This is a genomic window from Bacillus sp. EB106-08-02-XG196 (genome assembly GCF_013396335.1).
Taxonomy (GTDB): Bacteria; Bacillota; Bacilli; order Bacillales; family Cytobacillaceae; genus Neobacillus.
Genome location: NZ_JABWSY010000016.1, coordinates 15,549 through 35,102, shown reverse-complemented (window position 1 = coordinate 35,102; position 19,554 = coordinate 15,549). Strand labels below are relative to the sequence as shown.

17 protein-coding genes are annotated in these 19,554 nt (G+C 39.2%); 15 read left to right on the top strand and 2 right to left on the bottom strand.

What is annotated here, in order from left to right; translation table 11 throughout:
- The first annotated feature begins 2 nt into the window (after positions 1–2).
- The 14 genes from MLOOGBEN_RS22405 (at position 3) to MLOOGBEN_RS22345 (ending at position 17,287) form a co-directional block, all read left to right on the top strand.
- The gene (locus tag MLOOGBEN_RS22405) at positions 3–971 is read left to right on the top strand and encodes an electron transfer flavoprotein subunit alpha/FixB family protein (RefSeq protein ID WP_179160505.1); all 969 of its coding nucleotides are present in this window, start codon (positions 3–5) and stop codon (positions 969–971) included.
- Between the two features lie 30 nt (positions 972–1,001).
- Positions 1,002–2,354: an acetyl-CoA carboxylase biotin carboxylase subunit gene (gene accC / locus MLOOGBEN_RS22400; RefSeq protein WP_179160504.1), complete on the top strand. Its 1,353-nt coding sequence runs from the start codon at positions 1,002–1,004 to the stop codon at positions 2,352–2,354.
- Between the two features lie 35 nt (positions 2,355–2,389).
- Positions 2,390–2,932: an acetyl-CoA carboxylase biotin carboxyl carrier protein gene (accB, locus tag MLOOGBEN_RS22395; protein ID WP_179160503.1), complete on the top strand. Its 543-nt coding sequence runs from the start codon at positions 2,390–2,392 to the stop codon at positions 2,930–2,932.
- A gap of 32 nt (positions 2,933–2,964) precedes the next feature.
- A complete protein-coding gene (locus MLOOGBEN_RS22390) occupies positions 2,965–4,515 on the top strand; it encodes an acyl-CoA carboxylase subunit beta (protein WP_179160502.1) in 1,551 nt (516 codons plus the stop codon).
- 30 nt (positions 4,516–4,545) lie between these two features.
- A complete protein-coding gene (locus MLOOGBEN_RS22385) occupies positions 4,546–4,959 on the top strand; it encodes a hypothetical protein (RefSeq protein WP_179160501.1) in 414 nt (137 codons plus the stop codon).
- 70 nt (positions 4,960–5,029) lie between these two features.
- Positions 5,030–6,118: a class III poly(R)-hydroxyalkanoic acid synthase subunit PhaC gene (gene phaC / locus MLOOGBEN_RS22380; protein ID WP_179160500.1), complete on the top strand. Its 1,089-nt coding sequence runs from the start codon at positions 5,030–5,032 to the stop codon at positions 6,116–6,118.
- A 566-nt stretch (positions 6,119–6,684) separates the two neighbouring features.
- Positions 6,685–7,254: a hypothetical protein gene (locus MLOOGBEN_RS22375; RefSeq protein ID WP_179160499.1), complete on the top strand. Its 570-nt coding sequence runs from the start codon at positions 6,685–6,687 to the stop codon at positions 7,252–7,254.
- A gap of 299 nt (positions 7,255–7,553) precedes the next feature.
- Positions 7,554–8,729 (top strand): thiolase family protein, encoded by a 1,176-nt coding sequence (locus MLOOGBEN_RS22370; protein WP_179160498.1) that lies wholly within the window; start codon positions 7,554–7,556, stop codon positions 8,727–8,729.
- Positions 8,716–8,847: a hypothetical protein gene (locus tag MLOOGBEN_RS29450; RefSeq protein WP_256989221.1), complete on the top strand. Its 132-nt coding sequence runs from the start codon at positions 8,716–8,718 to the stop codon at positions 8,845–8,847. The genes MLOOGBEN_RS22370 and MLOOGBEN_RS29450 overlap by 14 nt, the downstream gene beginning before the upstream one ends.
- 429 nt (positions 8,848–9,276) lie before the next feature.
- Positions 9,277–10,620, top strand: coding sequence for a 3' terminal RNA ribose 2'-O-methyltransferase Hen1 (locus tag MLOOGBEN_RS22365; RefSeq protein ID WP_179160497.1), 1,344 nt, complete (start codon positions 9,277–9,279; stop codon positions 10,618–10,620).
- Positions 10,620–13,220, top strand: coding sequence for a polynucleotide kinase-phosphatase (locus tag MLOOGBEN_RS22360; RefSeq protein ID WP_179160496.1), 2,601 nt, complete (start codon positions 10,620–10,622; stop codon positions 13,218–13,220). Before MLOOGBEN_RS22365 ends, MLOOGBEN_RS22360 begins: the two co-directional genes overlap by 1 nt.
- Positions 13,221–13,292: 72 nt before the next feature.
- Positions 13,293–14,585: a glycosyl hydrolase family 18 protein gene (locus MLOOGBEN_RS22355; protein WP_306430763.1), complete on the top strand. Its 1,293-nt coding sequence runs from the start codon at positions 13,293–13,295 to the stop codon at positions 14,583–14,585.
- Positions 14,586–14,719: 134 nt separating this feature from the next.
- Positions 14,720–16,177, top strand: a complete 1,458-nt coding sequence (dacB, locus tag MLOOGBEN_RS22350) for a D-alanyl-D-alanine carboxypeptidase/D-alanyl-D-alanine endopeptidase (protein ID WP_179160494.1) — start codon at positions 14,720–14,722, stop codon at positions 16,175–16,177.
- 75 nt (positions 16,178–16,252) lie between these two features.
- Positions 16,253–17,287, top strand: a complete 1,035-nt coding sequence (locus MLOOGBEN_RS22345) for an ADP-ribosylglycohydrolase family protein (protein WP_179160493.1) — start codon at positions 16,253–16,255, stop codon at positions 17,285–17,287.
- A gap of 34 nt (positions 17,288–17,321) precedes the next feature.
- Here the strand turns inward: MLOOGBEN_RS22345 and MLOOGBEN_RS22340 are convergent, their stop codons facing one another.
- Positions 17,322–17,804 carry an HIT family protein gene (locus MLOOGBEN_RS22340; RefSeq protein ID WP_179160492.1) on the bottom strand — a complete coding sequence of 161 codons (483 nt, stop codon included), beginning with the start codon at positions 17,802–17,804 and terminating at the stop codon, positions 17,322–17,324.
- 159 nt (positions 17,805–17,963) lie between these two features.
- Between MLOOGBEN_RS22340 and MLOOGBEN_RS22335 the strand changes: the two genes are divergently transcribed.
- On the top strand, positions 17,964–18,689 hold the full coding sequence (locus MLOOGBEN_RS22335) for a CBS domain-containing protein (protein WP_179160491.1): 726 nt from the start codon (positions 17,964–17,966) through the stop codon (positions 18,687–18,689).
- Positions 18,690–18,765: 76 nt separating this feature from the next.
- Here the strand turns inward: MLOOGBEN_RS22335 and MLOOGBEN_RS22330 are convergent, their stop codons facing one another.
- Complete coding sequence (locus tag MLOOGBEN_RS22330; protein ID WP_179160490.1) at positions 18,766–19,497, bottom strand: hypothetical protein; 732 nt, start codon at positions 19,495–19,497, stop codon at positions 18,766–18,768.
- Positions 19,498–19,554: the final 57 nt, after the last annotated feature.

Genomic DNA, 19,554 nt, shown 5'->3' with positions numbered 1-19,554 from the left:
ACATGAGAAAAGTACTAGTGGTGACGGAAGCTAAAGCTGGGAACCTAAGAGGTGTTTCACTGGAGTTGTTGACAGCTGCGCAGCGCATTGCGGAAGGCGGAGAAATAATAGCTGTGGCTTTCGGCAGTGAAGCTGTTCATTATGCACATGTTTTAGGGAAACATGGTGCAAATAAAGTATATATTGTGGGCAACCAAGAACTCGATGTATATACAACCGATGCTTATTCTCAATGCTTGAGACAGATTATTGATGAAGTGGAACCAGGAGCTATTTTATTACCACATACATCAATCGGGAAAGATCTTGCACCGCGCATTGCAGCGCGGTTGGGGCTTGGACTTATATCTGACGTCATTGATGTTCAGGTGGAGGATGAAGACGTTATCTTTACACGTCCTGTTTTTTCCGGAAAAGCGTTTGAGAAAAAGAAAGTAGTTTCTGGCATCCCATTCGCAACTGTACGGCCAAATAACATCCAAGTGGCAGAAATCAACGGAACGATTGAGATTGTCCATTTTTATGCTGAGATCAAAGACTTAAGGACGATTGTTAAGGAAGTAATACGCAAAACAACAGGCGGTGTAGATCTATCGGAAGCGAAAGTTGTCATCTCTGGCGGAAGAGGGGTTAAATCCCCGGAAGGATTCAAGATGCTTCAGGAATTGGCCGAGGTCCTAGGTGGGGCGGTAGGTGCTTCCCGTGGTGCATGTGATGCTGATTACTGCGACTATTCACTGCAAATCGGACAGACGGGAAAGGTTGTCACCCCAGATTTGTACATTGCCTGTGGAATTTCAGGTGCCATTCAGCATTTAGCCGGGATGTCTAACTCAAAAGTTATCGTGGCGATTAACAAAGATTCGGAAGCCCCAATCTTTCAAATAGCCGACTACGGTATTGTGGGTGATTTGTTTGAGGTGGTTCCTTTACTAGCGGAAGAATTCAAAAAAGTACTAGTAAACTCTTAAATAAAATTACTATTGGAAAGGAACTTGTACATGTTTAAAAAGGTTCTTATTGCTAATCGAGGAGAAATTGCTGTTCGTGTAATTAGGGCGTGCAAGGAAATGGGGATATCCACGGTTGCCGTTTATTCTGAAGCAGACCGAGAAGCCCTGCATGTGCAAATGGCGGACGAAGCATATTGTATTGGACCCTCGGCATCTTCGCAAAGTTATTTGAATATTGCCAATATAATTAGCGTTGCTCAAATTACGAATGCGGAAGCTATCCACCCTGGTTATGGTTTTCTGGCAGAGAACGGTACTTTTGCAGAAATTTGCTCGGATTATGACATTGCATTTATTGGGCCAGAAGCAGAAGCCATTAATAAAATGGGGGATAAAGCGGTCGCGAGAGATACGATGAAAAGTGTAGGAGTACCTACCGTTCCTGGAACAGATGGTCTAATTGAAGATCTTGAAGAAGCTGTTACGATAGCAAAGGAAATTGGATTTCCCGTCATTGTTAAGGCAACTGCTGGCGGCGGCGGCAAGGGAATGAGAGTAGCGGAGGATGAAGAGGAATTACGCAAAGCCATCCGTCAAGCTCAAACAGAAGCAGAAACGGCATTTGGAAACGCCGGTGTGTATTTAGAGAAATACATTGAGGAACCACGCCATGTGGAAATTCAAATTATTGGGGATATGCTTGGTAATATCATTTTTTTAGGGGAAAGGGACTGTTCCATTCAAAGACGCCATCAAAAACTGGTTGAAGAAGCACCGTCACCAGCCCTTGAGGAAGATACTCGTAAACAGATGGGTGCAGCAGCAATCGCCGCTGCAAAAGCTGTTAACTATCATGGAGCGGGGACTGTTGAATTTTTATTAGATAAAAACGGTCATTTCTATTTCATGGAAATGAATACCCGAATACAGGTAGAACACCCTGTTACAGAAATGGTTACAGGTATTGACTTAATCAAAGAGCAAATTTTGGTGGCAGCAGGCTACCCTCTGACTTATAGACAGGAAGATATTAAAATCAATGGCTGGGCAATTGAATGCCGTATCAACGCAGAAAACCCGGCAAAGAATTTTATGCCTTCTCCAGGGAGAGTTGAAATGTATCTTCCTCCTGGGGGTTATGGTGTACGAGTAGATAGCGCTCTTTATCCTGGTTGCGAAATTTCTCCTTATTATGATTCAATGGCAGCAAAAGTGATCGTATGGGGAAAAAATCGTGAAGAGGCGATCATGCGCATGCAGAGGGCACTTGATGAATTTATTATTAGTGGAATCAAAACTACTATTCCATTCCATCAAAAACTTTTCGAACATGAGAGTTTTGTAAATGGACAGTTTAACACAAAATTTATTGAAACAAATCCAATACCGTTAGAAGTGTAATTCATCAAGTTAACCATGATTAAGGAGAGATAGAGATGTTTAAAATTCAGGAAATAAGAGAAATCATTAGACTATTTGATGATTCGACAGTAGACTGCTTAGAACTTGAAAAGGGAGATACTCGAATTTTCGTTAGAAGAAATTCAATGCTAAATCCTTCTGTTATACAAGGTAATGAATCAATTAATCTGGCTATTCCTGCTGTTTTGGATGCACCTGTTCTTGTAGCCGCAACCAAGTCGAATGAAATTTCAGAAGCGTCTTTTCAAGCGGCAGCGACGAAGGAAATTACTGAGAAAGAAGAAAAAACACCAAAAAGTCTTGGAAATGAAAACCTATTAAAAATTGTTTCCCCTATGGTAGGGACGTTTTACATGGCACCGGCAATCGATGTGGCTTCCTATGTGAAAATTGGGGATAAGGTTGAAAAGTCAACCGTTGTCTGTATCGTTGAAGCTATGAAATTGTTTAATGAAATTGAAGCAGAAATGGATGGAGAGATCGTGGAGGTACTCGTCAAGAATGGTCAGCTCGTAGAATACGGACAACCGCTTTTCTTAGTGAAGCAGACATCATAACATAATTCCAGGAGAGGAATTGGTATTTTTCAATGAGCACAGTTTATGAGAAGATTTATGATCTATGGGATCGGAAAAGTAAGATCGTGCTTGGCGGCGGTGACGAGCGCATTGATACCCAGCATAATCGAGGGAAACTTACTGCAAGGGAACGAATTGATCTATTTTTGGACGAGGATTCCTTTGTGGAATTAAATTCTTTTATCAAACACCGTGCAACCAACTTCGGCATGGATAAATTGGAAAGTCCAGGCGAAGGTGTTGTGACGGGTTATGGTAAAATTCATGGCCGTCTAGTTTACGTATTTGCCCAAGATTTTACCGTTTTTGGCGGTGCACTAGGAGAGATGCATGCGTCTAAAATTTGCAAAATTATGGATTTGGCTGCAAAAAATGGGGCACCGATTATTGGTTTAAATGATTCAGGCGGTGCAAGGATACAGGAAGGCGTTGTTTCTTTAGACGGATACGGTCAAATTTTTTATCGAAATGCCATCTACTCTGGTGTAATCCCGCAAATATCAGTAATCATGGGCCCTTGTGCTGGTGGGGCAGTTTATTCTCCAGCCATAACGGATTTTGTGTTTATGGTGGAAAATACCAGTCAAATGTTTATTACAGGTCCAAAGGTCATTGAAACGGTTACCAGGGAGAAAATTTCAGCGGAGAATCTTGGCGGTGCAAAGGTTCATTCTTCCATTAGTGGATGTGCGCATTTTACTGGTGATTCCGAACAAGAGGTCTTAGAAGAAGTAAGAAAATTAATTTCCTTTCTGCCTCAAAACAATACGGAAAATCCTCAGTCTTTAGAATGCATGAAAGAGGATGATTGGCGGGAAGATTTGCTGGACCTAGTACCTCTCAATGCAACGAAGGTATATGATATTCGCAAGGTATTAGAACAAGTATTAGATCAAGGCTATTTTATGGAAGTTCAAAAGGACTATGCGAAAAATATCGTGGTTGGTTTTGGAAGAATTGATGGGAATAGTGTAGGAGTAGTTGCCAATCAGCCTAAAGTAATGGCTGGCGGTCTAGATATTAATTCTTCCGACAAGACTTCCAGATTCATTCGATTCTGTGACTCTTTTAACATCCCAATCATAACTTTTGAAGACGTAACAGGTTTTTTCCCTGGAGTCAATCAAGAGCACGGAGGTATCATTCGTCATGGTGCAAAGATTCTCTACGCCTATTCAGAAGCAACAGTTCCTAAAATAACCGTCATATTAAGAAAAGCATTTGGCGGGGCCTATGTCGCTATGAATTCAAAAGCAATTGGTGCGGACATTGTATTTGCTTGGCCAAATGCGGAAATTGCCGTAATGGGACCGGAAGGCGCAGTAAATATTATCTTTGCAAAAGAAATTAATCAAAGCAGTGATCCGGCAGCAACACGTTCGGAAAAAATTGAAGAATATCGAAATATGTTTGCGAATCCTTATGTTGCGGCTTCTCATGGAATGGTGGATGACGTGATCGACCCAAGAGATACAAGAAAAGTTCTGAAACAGTCTTTAGAGATGCTTAGAACAAAAAAAGAAGTAAGACCTAAAAAAAAGCATGGGAATATTCCATTATAGGATATGTTCCAATAAAGAGGAGGAGAAAAGATGGTAAAAAACTTTTATGATATGTGGAAAAATTATTATTCAGAATATAGTAATCTGGTGGATGATCAAGTAACGAAGGAATTTCCAACTCAAGCGATCAGCCAGATATTGGAGATGAACATTCTATTCAAACAAATGTTGAATGAAACAACGGAACGTTATTATGAATTTGCAAATCTACCATCAAGAAATGATCTTGCACATGTTTCCTCTCAGATTGTCAATGTAGATGCGAAAGTGGATGATTTAGAAGAATTTATACAAGATTCCAAGGATAATCAAAGAGATACAGTAGAACTGCAACGTGAAATAACAAATTTGAAAAAGGATATGAAGAGTCTTGATTCAAAACTGAATCAAATCTTAACTTTATTAAATACGCTGAAAGTTACGAATACAAAAGGATCTGTCTAACAGTCCAGAAAAAAATGCGAATTGAAAAAGGGTTTATTTTATCAATTAAAATATGGTAAGGAGTGGTGTTATGAACAATCATTTGTCCAAAGAATACGAAAATTTTATCGAAATGGTACCTGAGGAGTATCAACAGATGTATAGACGTTTAAAAAGCGTATCTCAAGTGTTATTGAAGGATGCCGAACCAGAGGTCGGCCCAACTCCGAAAGAAGTCATTTGGACTCGTAATAAAACCAAGCTATATCGATATATTTCGGAACAACCAAAAAAACATAAAACTCCGCTTCTCTTGATTTATGCACTGATTAATAAGCCATATATCATGGATTTAACCAAGGGTGGCAGTTTAGTTGAATATCTGGTGAATCGAGGCTTTGAAGTCTATCTCCTTGAATGGGGTACACCAGGCATTGAAGATAAAAATATGAAATTAGACGATTATATTATCGACTACATCCCACGGGCGGTTCGTAAAGTTTTGCGAAAATCGAATGCGGATGAAATGTCTATTCTTGGATATTGCATGGGCGGTACAATGACTTCAATATTTGCTGCTCTGCACCCTGAATTGCCCATTCGTAACCTAGTTTTTATGACAACTCCGTTTGATTTTGAAGATACAGGCCTTTATGGTGCTATGCTGGATGAGCAACATTTTGATATTGATAAAATGGTGCAAACATACGGTAATATTCCACCTGAAATGATTGACATTGGTAACAAACTACTTAAACCGATGGCAAACATTTATGGACCTTATGTTAGTCTTTTTGATCGTGCTGAGAATGAAAGTTTTGTAAAGAGCTTTAAACTTCTGCAAAAATGGTTAAACGATGGCATTCCATTTCCGGGTGAATCCTATCGTCAGTGGATTCGCGAATTTTATCAAAAAAACAAGCTGATTAAAGGGGAACTCGTTATTCGTGGCCGTCAGGTGAGTCTTGCGGAAATCACTGCTAATGTCCTCAACCTATCGGGTGAAATGGATAACATTGCTCCACCGCATCAAGTAGAAGCATTGATGAATCGCATATCCAGTAAAGACAAACAATATATAAACTTACCAGTTGGGCATACGTCTATTGCTTTTGGAAGTAAAGCTTCAAAAATAACATATCCAACGATTGGTGATTGGTTAGAAGAGAGATCAAACTAAACGTAAATACTAACAAATGAATAGATCTGTATAACAAAATTGAAGTAGTTTTTGAAGATAAAAACTATTAGTTTACAAGTTTAATATTAAAACCACTCACAGACCCCGGCATTAATGACAGGCCGGTACTAAACATAACAGGAGGTCTGTAAGGGTTTTCGATTTCACTTGCATTGCCAGAATTTGAAGTTGTCACCATGTAATAACAATACAAGAGTCGGTTTAGGTATAGGTGGTAATTAGGTTGATTTTGTTAAACTACATTGTTAATCTCTCAATATTTTGCCTTTTTGTAATTATGCCTCTCGTAATCCGTTCATTTATTAATCATAAGCCAATTAACAAAGTGCGACTTTGGGTAGGGGTTTATGCAGGATGTTTACCTTCATCCTTGTAATGGTATCTATAAAGCAACAAGGGTAATCAGCAGCTAACCATTTAAATATAAATAAATATTTGCTTTACAAATGGCAGTATTACCTATGTAAGTAAAGTGAATGAAGGAACTTTAATTGAGATTACATTACCATCGGCTAGTTAAATATGTCCTAATAGGAGGAAATGAAATGACGGTAGTTAATAAAATCAAAAAAAATGGTTCATCTATAGACCAACTATGGAATCAAGCGATTCAAAAAATTGATGATTGGGATAAAGAAGAAAATTTTCGAGAAGAAGTTCTGCTGCAATCTTCAAAACGATTGGCTGAAAATGTGAAACAAAATCAAACAAATGTAAGCGAACTCATAAACCAAATTACAAAAGAACTTTTTGAATTGGAAGAAATGTCACGAGAACAATTATTGACATCAACTACAGGTTTGCACAATCTAACCCTATTAAATTCATTTGAGGAAATTAATAATCAAGTGGATCAAATTAAAAATCTATCATCAGAGCTCCTCATAAGTCCTTTAGATAATCTATTAAATGGTAATTACTCTGAAACTATTATAAACACACTAGATAAATATATTGTTTATAGACGAAATTATCGAAATTTGTATGTGAAAAATATAAAAGAAACATTTTCTATTATCCAAAAAAATCAGATAATATTCCTTAATTTCTTAACAAATCCATTTGAGAATGTATTCTTTCCTTTAAATAAATATATGGTGCCTTCAAACGAATAAATGAATAAAAAAATTGTGAGAGAGGTGAGATTATGTGGGTATGTAACACACATATGAAACAATCACTGCCAGCTTTAGATGCTCCCCATGTTAGCAAAGCTTGGTATCAAATTAAGTGCTCACTTTGTGAAAATTTTGCGATTGCAAAAGTTTATTATAATTACCAAACTTACCATTTTTCAAAACAACCCATGTATTCTATGTCAAAAACTTCCTCGGAAAAATCAAGTTAATTAAAGTGAAGAGTCAAGTAAAACCGCGGACAAAACCGCTATTTTAGGTAAAGTGGGGGATAGTGAATGCAAAATGTATACTTAGTTGAGGCACTCAGAACTCCAATAGGGAGTTTCGGTGGTGCATTGAAAGATGTAGGTGCTGTACAACTTGCAACGACTGTTGTTAAGGAAGTGTGGCAACGATCTAGTCTTTCGGCTGAATGCATTGATGAGGTAGTACTAGGAAATGTACTAAAATCAGGACTCAAAGGAAACCCAGCAAGACAAGCAGCTATCCATTCTGGGATACCTGTGTCTGTACCAGCCATTACCATTGATAAACAATGTGCATCTGGATTGCGCGCGATTACATTAGCCTATCACCAAATTCTTGCAGGAGATTCAAATGTTGTGATTGCAGGGGGGACAGAAAGTATGAGTAATGTCCCGCATTTGGTGATGAATGCAAGGTGGGGACAGAAATTGGGAGATTTACGGACAGTGGATGCACTCTTTCATGATGGACTTCACTGTGCAATAGAAGGTTACCATATGGGGATTACAGCTGAAAATTTAGTAGAACGCTATCTTATTTCTCGAGAGGAACAAGATATTTTTGCGTTAGAGAGCCAGCAAAAAGCTATTAAAGCTAAAGAACAAGGTAAATTCGAAGAAGAAATTATTCCTGTCGCTATTAAAAGCAAGCATGGTGCCACTCTATTTACAGAAGATGAGAATATAAAAAATACTAATCTAGAGAAATTACTAACATTAAAACCAGCTTTTAAAGAGAATGGGACGGTGACAGCTGGAAATGCTTCGTCATTAAATGATGGGGCAGCTGCAGTCATTGTTGCTTCTGAACAAGCTGTAAAGGAATACAATTTAAAACCACTTGCCAAAATTCGTTCGGTTGCGAGTTCCGCTGTTTCTCCTTCTATCATGGGCATTGGACCAGTCCCGGCGACACAAAAAGCTTTAACCAGAGCAAATCTTACAATACAGGATATCGAATTGGCAGAGCTAAATGAAGCATTTGCAGCACAAGTCCTGGCAGTAAATAAGGAATTAGGTTTGCCAGAGGAGATTATTAATGTTAATGGAGGAGCGATAGCATTAGGTCACCCAATCGGATGTTCAGGTGCACGGATTTTGGTTACCTTAGTTCATGAATTAAGACGTCAAAAGAAACAAATTGGGTTAGCCTCCTTATGTGTGGGCGGAGGACAAGGCGTTTCAATCATCATTGAAGCAGTATAATGCTGCATGGAACAATAATGGGGAATTAGTTGGTTTGAAGATTCGCTTTACAGATAGACAATATCATTACCAAAAAGCATCAAACTTTTTATGGTTTGATGCTGTTTTATTTTTGTAAATAAATCAACTAATTGCAATTTATTTAGTTTTAAGGTTCTTTCTAAGATTTAATTGTTTTTTAGGTATGCTGTGTTAAAGCTGAATGTTGATTTTACTGTGTTAGGAAAATAAGCGGAGAATTTCCGTTTAAATTGGGAATTCCCCATATTTCCTTCAATAAGCGGAGTTTTTCCGCTTATTGTATCCAATCCATTGGATTTTGTACTATTTAAAGCAGTTAACCGGAATAGTCTGCTTATATCTGCTTCTTAAGGTTCCTTTTTATACCATAGCCGGAAATTCTCCGCCTATGAATAATCAACCCTCCAAGCATCACAGGGAAAAACCCGAATAACAGAATTTTTATCAACATATTTCTAAAATATCCATTTTTATGTAATGATAATGGTAATGGAAAAATACTTCAGAAGAAAGTGAAGTGCATTGTATGCAGCTATCTTTAACCGTAAGGGGACCTGGTGCAGATGTGGTCTCGTACCTAATCGCGAAAAACCCTAATAATCCGTATGAGCGGGATGAGAAAGGCTTCAAGGTCCGCCTTGTTTATCCTATTTTCACAAAAGAAGAAGTACAATTTGTTATCTATGTAAAGCCTGACCCGATAGATTTAGTGCGAAACTCAGCCGATTTATATGATATTACCCATTACATAAATGACCGAGAGTTCGCGGTTAGCAGTTTATTTATCACCACTATCCGTAAGGCACTAGGTACAGCCTTGAATGGAAAACCGGATGAAGAGTATTTGAAGTGGGTGGACCATCCTTTTGACATGGAGCTCTCATTTGGACCGGTGGCAACGGATTTGCATGATCAAGAGATTGCTGATTTGTTTGAACCCATCGGTTACAAAGTGAAAGTTGAACGGGGTGTGAGCACCATCCAGGAAATAAGCTCTGCCCGATTTGTCACACTATCTGGCAGCCAAAGCGTCCAGAGTGCGTTAAAGCATGTTTCTATCCTCATTCCAGTAATCGATAACTATAAACATTATTTTTTAGATGAAAGAGAAATTGAAAAACTGGATCGATACGGGGAAGGATGGCTAGAAAATCATCCGTTGAAGCAGTTCATTGTAAAACGTGCACTCCGTTTTAATGCACTTATTTCTCAATCAAAATACTACGAAAAGAAACAACACATCCCTAATCAGGATCATAGCCTTAAGGTCCGTTTAAATGATCTTCGTTATGAATATATATTGAACCATATAAAAACACTGCCCTATAAAGAAACCATTGTAGACCTTGGTGCCGGTGAAGGGCGACTCTCTGCCCAACTGGGTTTTGTCGAAGGTGTTAAAGAAATTCTATCGATTGAGCCCTCGAATAAATCACGACTTCAAGCTATAGATCGCTTTGAGCAAGTGATTGCAAAAGAAGGGTATGTTCAACCGCAATCATTACCAGGGTCATTATTTTATTTTGATAATCGTTTGCAAAATAAAGATATTATCATTTTGTGTGAAGTAATCGAACATATCCATGAGGACAGGCTCCCTAAAATATTTGATACCATCCTGAATGACTATCGTCCAAAGACGCTGATTGTGACGACACCAAATCAAGAATACAATGTGCTCTATGTGATGGATGAAGAAATGCGTCATGACGACCATCGTTTTGAATGGACAAGAGTTGAATTCGCACAAAATGTTGAGGCATGGACCCGAGACTATCCATATCATGTAAATATTCAAGGGATTGGCGAAGAGCATAAAACATATGGTCATCCAACCCAAATGGCCATTTTCAGAAGGGAGGAGGAGTAATGACAACGATCCATTTACCTCACGCCGGTATCGTCCTGCTTGTCGGACCCTCTAATACCGGAAAAACAACTTTATTAAACCAATTAATTCAAGAAGAACAAATTCTCGCTTCTGAAGTGGTCAGTTCTGATCAATTCCGAGTACTGGTCAGTGATATTGAATTTATTAGCTGGAACGGCCGTCCCAAAGACGAAAGTGACGCACTGTTTAACGAATATCAGCAAATATCTGGTGCTGCGTTTGACGCCATGGATTATGTCATTGCAAAGCGCTGCCAACTCAATAAATTAACATTTATCGATGCTACCCATTTACGCGAGGATGAGCATGATAAATACCTGCAAATGGGGAAGAAATATCACGTCCCTGTAATTGCAATGGTCTTAAATATATCAGAAACGGAATTACTAAGACGAGATAGTGAACGGGCTTTCTCTCGGGGCAGAAACCGAATCAAGCAGCAGTATCAACATTTTAAAAATGTGCTTCGGTTCATTAAAAAGAAACCATATCGTCGTGTCTATATGCTTGGCGAAGACGAACTTCAAATACTCAACATAAATCGTCTTGAAAACCCGCTTTTTATCGATGTAGGAAACGGAATCGATTTTATCGGGGATATTCATGGCTGCTTTGATGAATTTATTGAAATGTTAACCCAATTGGGGTATCAGGAAAATGAAGAAGGTTACTACATTCATCCTGAGGGGAGGAAGATTCTTTCACTTGGTGATGTGTTGAGCCGGGGGCCAAAATCAATTGAAACACTGCAATTTTTTCAAAAGCATGTAGAAGCCGGATTTGCCTATATGATTGACAGCAACCATGGCTGGAAAATTGCCCGCTGGCTCGATGAGAAAAATGTAAAGATGGCTCATGGTGATGAAAATGTTGCCGCTGAATTTGAGGAATATGAACGTAAAAATGGCAGTGAAGCTGCAGAAAAGTTAAAGGGGCTTCTAAAAGAGGTGCTTTTAGAAGCAAAATCTCATTATATTGTTCGGAAAAATGGGGTTAATGCAGTTGTAGCCGCCCATGCAGGCATTAAGGATTACTATATCGGAAAACAGTCAGCGCGTATTTCTGATTTTTGCCGTTATGGTGATAGTGAGGGGCTGGATGAACACGGGAAGCCGATTCGAAAAGATTGGTCCATTTCTCATAAATCAAGTGAACTTATTCTTTGGGGGCATGATCCAAAGCCGCAGCCATTACTGGTAAACAACACTCTTAATATTGACCAAGGTGTTGTGTTTGGAGGAAGTTTAACCGCCTATCGTTATCCGGAACAACAATTTGTTTCGGTCAAGGCGAAACAGGACTATGCGAATGTGCCAGACAATCCGTTGAAGGAATGGGAACTCAATAGGCTGGCACCCCCGAATATCATGAAATTCTTAGAAGGTTATTCCGTGTTGACGGAACATTACGGCGAGATCATTATTTATGACGATGGAGTGAAACCAGCTTTGGATGATGTATCTCATTACACTCTGCCACTTGAGGATATCGTCTATCTTCCACCAACGATGAGTCCGACACCAAAACCTTCCAGGCTGGAAGGGTACCTTGAGCATCCAATGGAGGCATTTGAATACTATCAAGCCAATGGTGTTGAAACCATGGTCGTGGAGAAGAAACATATGGGCAGTCGAGGCATTTTGTTTTTATTTAAAAATAAAGAAATTGCCAAGGAGTATATAGGCAGGGAAACATTGGGCACCATTTATTCCCGGACAGGCAGGCCATTTTTTCAAAAAGAATTGCAAGAACAAGTAGTCAGCAGCTTGAATGAGGATTTAGTGAAAAATGGTTATTTTGAAAGGTACAACACCGATTTTGTGCTCCTTGATGCTGAGATTCTGCCATGGAATTTAAAGGCGAAGGATCTGGTTTTAAACCAATATGCACATGTTGGGGAAATGGCATTGCTTGACCGCACGAAGTTGAAAGGTTCACTTCAACAGGCTATTGACAGTGGCAAAGATGTCCTGAACTGGGTTCAGCAAGTGGATGTCGGGATTGAAAATGCTAAAGTCTTTAATGAAGTATATCAGAAATACTGTTGGGAAACAGAAGGTTTGGAAGGAATTCAAATCGCACCTTTTCACACGCTGGCTCACAGCTCGGAAACATTTTTTGACAAGCCTCATACTTGGCATATGGAGAAAAATAAAGAATTCAGCGGGATTTCTCAATTGTTTTTGGAAACAGAATACCGGGTTGTAAACGATGAAGCAACAATGAAAGCGGCCATTGAATGGTGGGAGGAAATGACCGAGGATGGACATGAAGGATTTGTTGTTAAACCCGAATCGTATATTACGCGCCATAAAGGAAAACTACTGCAGCCAGCGATAAAAGTGAGAGGCCGCAAGTATTTGCATATCATCTATGGAATAGATTATCTGCTTCCTGAAAATTTATCACGGTTAAAGAAACGCAATCCAGGAAAGAAACAGCGTAATGCTTTAAAGGGATTTTCCCTTGGGGTCGAGGGTGTTAATCGATTTGTAAAGAGAGAGTCACTGGAACGTGTTCATGAATGTGTGTTAGGAATACTGGCTTTAGAAGCAGAGCCTATCGACCCACGATTATAAGCAAGACAAACGGACTGTTTTTTCAGTTCGTTTTTTTCATTGAAAGAGCAATATTACAAGATAAATCACCATATGATGATGGTAAAGGGGTGTGAGAAAATGGTTGTTCATGTGGTGAGTACGGGAGAAAATTTATGGGCAATTTCCAATAGGTATGGAGTATCCATGCAAACCATTGTTGAGCTAAATGGATTGCCATCCACTAGTTCTCTCGTTCCAGGCCTCGCCTTGTATCTTCCCGACAACCAACCTTCAATCCGCTCCTATAAAATAAAACCAGGTGACCAATTTTGGGAATTAGCCCAGAGATTTAATACCGATATTACATCGATTTTAGGGGCAAATCCTGGGGTTGACCCGAACCAGCTTTTTATTGGTCAAATTATCAACATTCCCTCACCAATAAAATTAAGAATATCGACATTAGGATTTCTCGTGCCATCAGGTGGGAGTGTGGTTCTGTCAATATTAGATTCACTCGCCGGACAATTAACTTATTTAGCGGTTGTGGCGTATTCATTTACAGCAGAGGGTTATGCCTATAACGAAATTGAGGATTCAGCGATTGTAGCACGAAGTAAAAAATTGAATGTTACACCATTGTTGATGATCCGTAATTTTACGGGAGTTGATTTTAGTGCGGAGTTAGCAGGTCATGTACTAGCTAATCCTGTTTACCGCAGGAATTTGGTTCTTAGTATTGTGAATTTGACCAGGCAAAGGGGATTTGGCGGGGTATCGATTGACTTTGAATTTATTCCACCCCCTCAGCGAAATGATTTCAATCTATTTTTAAGAGAATTAAAGAATGCATTGGGAGAATTGATCCTGCAAGTAAATGTGCATGCGAAAACGGAGGATATTCCAACGAATCGGATTATTGGGGCATATGATTATGCCGCCATTGGGAGCATAGCGGATATGGTTGCGGTGATGACGATTGATTATGGATATCCAGGCGGTCCTCCGGATCCTATCGCACCGATATGGTGGATGGAGCAGGTTGTTCAATACTCCATCACCCAAATCAATCCTCGTAAACTACAAATTGCCCTCCCGCTTTATGGCTATGATAAGGTGGTCGGAACGAATACTACACATGCCATGTCAGTTGTATCAGCCCAAAATCAAGCCATTTCAACAGGATCTCCAATCCAATTCGATCAGCACTCCATGTCCCCTTGGTATCGGCATTATCGTGCCGGGGTAGAACAGGTGGTGTGGTTTGAGGATATTAGAAGTTTCATAGAAAAATATCGATTGATGGATGTTTACAATCTATTAGGGACTACCTTTTGGCAAATAAGCTTGGCGGCACCACAGAATTGGGCTTATTTGAGTGAAAATATTGTCGTTATGAAATAAGGTCATTGGTTTTTTGGGGCAGCGCGGATATATTTATTTTTGAGGAAAATTAGGAAAAAAATTAATTGGAAAATGGTAGAAAGTTTGTATTTTAGGAAAGACTTTATGAAAAAAGAGAAAGTTGGAAATGAATTTTGCTGAAAAGATTGAATTTGATCGTTCTAATTATATTAATAGCAGCATTAATCCCACAATCACATCCAGTACTCGCGGATAATAATCTAACTCAGCAGTTGAATCAGCTGCTAAATGAAGATCCTCATTTACAAGGGGCTATTGCAGGAATCAGCATACGTTCTGCGGAAACTGGTGAAGTAATTTATGATCATTTAGCAGATGTCCGCCTGCGCCCGGCTTCTAATATGAAGCTGCTAACAGCTGCAGCAGCGTTATCTGTTTTAGGTGAAGATTATACCTTCAAAACTGAGTTGCTCTCAGACGGTGCAGTAAAAAACAAAACGCTCAAAGGTAACCTTTATTTAAAGGGGAAGGGCGACCCAACACTCCTCAAAACAGACTTCGATAAATTGGCGGCAGAAATTAAGAAACACGGCATAAAAAAAATCACCGGTAACCTAATTGGCGACGATAGCTGGTACGATGATGTCCGGTATTCTGAAGATTTACCATGGAGCGATGAACAAGCCTATTATGGAGCACAGATTTCCGCTTTAACTGCTTCACCAACAAAGGATTATGATTCTGGCTCTGTAATGATAGAGGTGAAACCTGGCAATAGCAAAGGTGATAAGGCTGAGATTAAGGTCACTCCTGATACTGACTTTATAAAGGTTGTCAATCAAACTGAAACGGTGCCTGAAGATGGAAACAAGAAAGTAAACATTGAGCGGGAACATGCTAAAAACACTGTTACGATAACTGGCACTTTACCTGTTAAATCCAAGCCAGAAAAGGAGTGGATTGGTGTCTGGGATCCTACGCGATATGCGTTAGACCTTTTTAAACAATCACTTACTGAACAAGGGATTCAAGTTTCAGGAAAAATAAAAACTGGTACCACCCCAACAAATGCTGAAATAGTACATACCCATAGTTCCATAAAACTTTCTGAACTACTCGTACCTTTTATGAAGCTAAGCAACAATGGTCATGCGGAAACCTTAGTTAAAGAAATGGGGAAAGTTGAAAAAGGGGAAGGCAGCTGGGAAAAGGGTTTAAAGGTCATGGAAGCAGAGTTAACCAAATTCGGGATAAACCCCAAAACGTTGGTGCTGAGGGATGGGTCAGGGATATCTCATGTCAATTTAGTTCCGGCTACTGTGTTATCGCAATTACTATTTTCAGTCCAGCAGCAAAGTTGGTTTCCAGCCTTTCTGCATTCACTACCGATATCAGGTGCAAGTGAAAAAATGGAAGGCGGTACGTTACGTAACCGGATGAAAGGTCCGGAGGTTAGAGGGAAGGTCATTGCGAAGACTGGAACCATCTCAACCATCAGCACCATATCCGGTTACGTTAACACGAAAAGCGGACAAACCATAATATTTTCTATCTTGTTAAATAATCTATTGGAAGACTCAAAAGGGAAGAAAATAGAAGACAAATTAATTACGATAATAGCCAATCAATGATGAGTTGTTGTCTCTTAGATACAACTTACTTTTTCTGTTAAAATATAGGAAAATACGTAAGGAAGGGGAATACATATGCAAACTATTAATGAACAGTTTACGGGCTGTCTGATTGGCGGGGCAATTGGCGATGCGTTAGGATGGCCAGTAGAGTTTTTACGACTAGAAGAAATAAAAAAGAAATACGGACCACAGGGGATAACGAATCTAGTAAAAAGTAGAAATAATCTTGTTGAGATTACTGATGATACGCAGATGACAATTTTTACTGCCGAAGGGTTATTACGAGCGGAAAATAGAGGTAGAAACAAAGGAATCGCACATATTCCTTCGGTGGTCCATCGAAGCTATTTACGCTGGCTTGATACCCAAGTGGTGGGCAACGACGTAGAAAAGGACGGCTGGATTCATTCAATACAAGCTTTACATATGAGGAGAGCGCCAGGAAATACCTGTTTAGATGCACTGATGTCAGGAAGAATGGGGACCATGGAAGAACCACTTAATAATAGTAAAGGCTGCGGAGGTGTGATGCGGACTGCACCTATTGGATTATTTTTTAAGAAAGAGGAGGCATTCAAACTTGGATGTGAAAGTGCAGCCATTACACATGGACACCCAAGCGGATATCTTTCTGCCGGTGCACTTAGTTATATAATCGCAGCCATTATTGAAGGGGTAGATTTAGAAACTGCTGTGGAACAGGCTTTGGCAGAGTGTGAAAAATACCCATCAAATCAGGAATGCAGTACGCTTATTGAAAAAGCAATCACGTTAGCTAAATCAGACATACCCGATATACGAGCGATAGAAAGTCTTGGAGAAGGCTGGGTCGGTGAAGAAGCTCTAGCCATTTCGATCTACTGCGCATTGAAATATCAAGATGATTTTGAAAAAGCTGTAATTACAGCCGTTAACCATAATGGCGACAGCGATAGTACTGGAGCGATTACCGGAAATATTTTAGGAGCTTATCTAGGAATCAATAGAATTCCAGAAAATTGGGTACGAGAAGTTGAGTTATCTGAGGAATTGACTATACTAGCAGACGATTTAGTTAAGAAGTATGAAAATAGCGAAGAATGGCATCAAAAGTATCCTGGTTGGTAAAAAAAGAAACAGACTTTTTCGAAAGTCTGTTTCTTTAATTTAAAGCGGTTCTTAAGGCTTCGATGGCTTTCATAACCTTTTGATTATTTTCCACCGTATTCATTTGATTACGTGCATGTAGCAGTACAGGTCGAACAGATTCAACAGAACGGCCAAATTCATTCATCCATTCGTAACGTGGAACCATCCAGGTATGAAAATGATGGGTAGTATCTTCGTTGTAGAAATAATAAACATAGTCAATTCCTAGCACATCGCGCTGAGCTTTTCTGATCGATGCCATACTATTTATGTAATCAAATCTTTCTTCCTCGGTAAGTTCATCTAAGCATTTAATATGTCTTTTTGAAGCGAGAATGACTAATCCTTCAATGGGATAGGCAACATCCTGGTGAGCATGGAAATGTTCTGTTTCAATAATTACGCCCCCATCTGGCTCTATCATGCCACTTGTCAAAGCACAACTTAAACATTCAACCTCAACTGTCTTACCATTTGATAATGTTATTGTTCTCATCTATATTCCCCTCCATAAGCATCCTGAATTATCTTACAACACCAGCACTAAAAAGAATAGTTTAAATAAACTATCTTTATAAAAAATGGGGATAGTGTAATTTTCACAATGAATATATAATTAAAGATAAATAAGTAAACATATTGGCAGGGGTAGAGCATGAAACCAGTGAAAAAAGGACAAATCCTATCAGAACGTTTTGAGGTTGCATTTAATCAGGTACACGATGCGATGAAGGATATTGTCAAAATTAATGATGAGAGATTTGTAGTGTTAGTGAAGGTTGGGGCTAAAAAATATCAAATCATCGAAACGTTTAAGAAAGACTTGGAGCAGTACGCGAAGCTGCGGAACGCTATTGTTCATGAAAAAATGGAAGTAGGCTATTATATCGCTGAACCAAATGCTAGAGTGGTGGAGCATATTGAGAAAATTGCCAATGTTTTTAACCGCCCTAATTATGCTTTATCGATTGCGACTAAGAATGTACTCTACTTTGATTATAATGATAGTATCCTAGATGCTACTGAGGCGATTCGTAAATATAATTATTCGAAATTTCCGATATATAAGAATAAAGAGTTTGTGGGTCTTTTGACAGCAGGGGCGATTGTAAAATGGATGGCGCAGAACATGGTGAGCAGTTCTGTGAATCTAGAGGATACCCATATTTTTGATATTATGAAATACGAAAAAGACCATCCGATTGATTTTGTGGCGAAAAGCACGAATATATTTGATGTTGAAACCATTTTTGAAAAGTCGCATAAGCTTAAGAAGAAATTAGAAGCTGTTATCATTACCGAAAACGGGAAAAAAGATGAGGCACCACTCGGAATTGTTACTCCATGGGACTTGATTGAGATTGATTATACGGTGGAGTAATGAAGGAAGGAGCGTACCGATATCGGTATGCTCCTTCTTTATTATTTAGCTTCAGCGCCAAGAGTTTGCGCTTTTCTTATGGCATATCATCAAAGTTGAATTCGCTTAGCTGATCCATATGGCTGGCAATCATCGCAATAATGGTGCTTGCTTCTTCTTTGCTGAAAATGAAATGGGACTCGTCTTTGATTAATTCTTCATCAGTGGTCCAAATCCGATTAATTCGTTTTAGCACACCGTCACCGGTTTCCGGGACAACCCCAAATTGATAAGTCACTTCGACCTCATCTTCATGCTTGAAGGCTGTAACCTCAGGTGTGTTCCATTCTACATCAATCTCTTCAAAAATATCATCCTCATTTACTTCCTCAGCCTCATAATACACCACACCATCGTCATCGGCCATTTCAAAACAGTCTTCATCGTCTACGTACACTTCATCTGAAGTAAGATAGACACCGTCGTCTGTGAAATGATCATCATCGTTCATATAATCATGCAGGCTTGCGTGGACCTCATCGATTATATCTTCTATGTCCGAAAGGATGACTTTAGCAGTATGCCCACTGTCAACATCAAAGGTATCGATGTAAAATTCTTCGTTCTGAGGATCAAAGAACAATGTGCAAAAATAGTCTCTATCGATTTCTTCTGTATTCACATCTTCTGTTTCTACAAAAAATTCGATCCTCGGGTGTTTGGCAGCTCTCTCAATGGACATTTGACCAACCTGATCATACTCTTCACAAATAGATTCCAGGTGATCTTGAAGCTCGCCGCAAACTCTGTCAAACCATTCTAACGACATTAACATCCCATCCTTTCAAGGTAATCGGAGTTATTATCTCCAACATGTTTGTAAATA